We start from the raw sequence: 1680 nt of genomic DNA on the forward strand, positions 1-1680 counted from the left end.
TTCTCGTGATAATAAACACACTTTACACCGTGAAACTAAATAATAGCTAACTAAAGCTTTATAAAAATAATTTAAAGCTACAATGCAAATTTGTTGGGTTCTAAGAGAAATGCGGTTGATGAAACAAATTGATTGTTTCATTAACCGCATTTTTTATACAAAAAGAGCGCAAATATCTCTATAATATTAAGTGACCAAACTAATAAAAGGAGAGATATCGCGCTTATGAGTAATTGTATCGCAGAAACACTAGAAATTAAAGATGAAAATATTATTTGGGAAAACCGTGTAGAACGTTTTTCCAATGGATATATAACAGCTAAATGTTATTTTGGCACATTAACTTATACGCCTAATCATTGTGAGAACTGCGGCTTCCCAAATGAAAACCATCGTATTGTTAAAAATGGTAAACGCCAAATATTAATTAAAGTACCTAAAGTTTCAGAAGTTCCTACGTATATTTCGCTCAAAAAACAACGTTTTTTATGTCGCCAATGCCATAGTACCTTTGTCGCTCAATCTGAAATAGTAGACAAACATTGTGTGATTTCAAATAATACAAAAAAAATAATCTTAAATAAAAGTGTTCAAGACCGTTCGGTCAAATCTATTAGTGAAAGTACCAATACCTCATTCCATACGGTTACGCGTATTATTAATGAAGCAGCTAAAGAGATAGCTCAGACACCATCTAAATCCTTACCAGAACACATTATGATTGATGAACTTAAAACAGTAAACGGTCAAATGAGTATGGTGTACTGTGATGGCTTAACACATCAATTTGGAGATATCATCGAAAGTCGTAAAAAACGATTTGTTCTTGACTACTTTTATCATTTTTCTTTAGAAGAACGTAAAAAAGTAAAAACTGTTTCCATTGATATGTTTGAAGCTTATATTTACATGATTCAGGAATTATTCCCTAATGCGCGCATCATTATTGATCGTTTTCACATTGTTCAATCTATCAATAGAGAAATTAACACTGCGCGTATCCGTTTGATGAATGAAGTTAGATACACAGATCACCGATTTTATAATAAATTAAAACGACATTGGAAGATATTTCTTACCGATACAGAAAATCTAGAAAGCTTTGTTTATGGCCCTGTTAAACTCTTCGACAAATGGATGACACCTCAAGGTGTCTTGGATTATATGCTAGAAGGAAATGACTTACTTAAATTTACGCATCAAGTAGGCCATCAGCTTAGACGGGCTTTAAAACTCAATCAATCGGAAAAGTTCTTTAGTTGTATTAAAGACGAAACATCTATTTCTAAAGGTTTAAATAGAGTATTAAATACATTCGATAAATTTTCACCACATATTATGAATACGTTCAATTTTCCACATTTATCAAATGGACCTATCGAAGGTTTTAATAATAAAATTAAAGTTCAAAAACGTATAGCTTACGGTTATCGTAACTTCGAGAATTTCAAATGTCGTATAATCGTCAAAGAACGACTATTTAAAAAAACAAAAAGGAAACCAAGACTAAAAAAGTCTGATTTCCACCTTGTCGCTTAATCTTATTTTAATTAAATAATTTTTTTATTTATCAACCGATGTTTGCGTAGAACCTATTTGGTTCTAAGAGAAATGCGGTTGATGAAACAAATTGATTGTTTCATTAACCGCATTTTTTATACAAAAAGAGCGCAAATATCT

At 31.1% G+C, this 1680-nt stretch carries 1 protein-coding gene; it reads left to right on the forward strand.

The genetic code is table 11. The features are described 5' to 3' along the window. The first annotated feature begins 225 nt into the window (after positions 1-225). Positions 226-1539 carry an ISL3 family transposase gene (locus tag KA828_RS12145; protein ID WP_210126301.1) on the forward strand — a complete coding sequence of 438 codons (1314 nt, stop codon included), beginning with the start codon at positions 226-228 and terminating at the stop codon, positions 1537-1539. Positions 1540-1680 lie beyond the last annotated feature (141 nt).

It is taken from the genome of Staphylococcus sp. GDY8P85P (genome assembly GCF_017892405.1).
Classification (GTDB): domain Bacteria; phylum Bacillota; class Bacilli; order Staphylococcales; family Staphylococcaceae; genus Staphylococcus; species Staphylococcus borealis.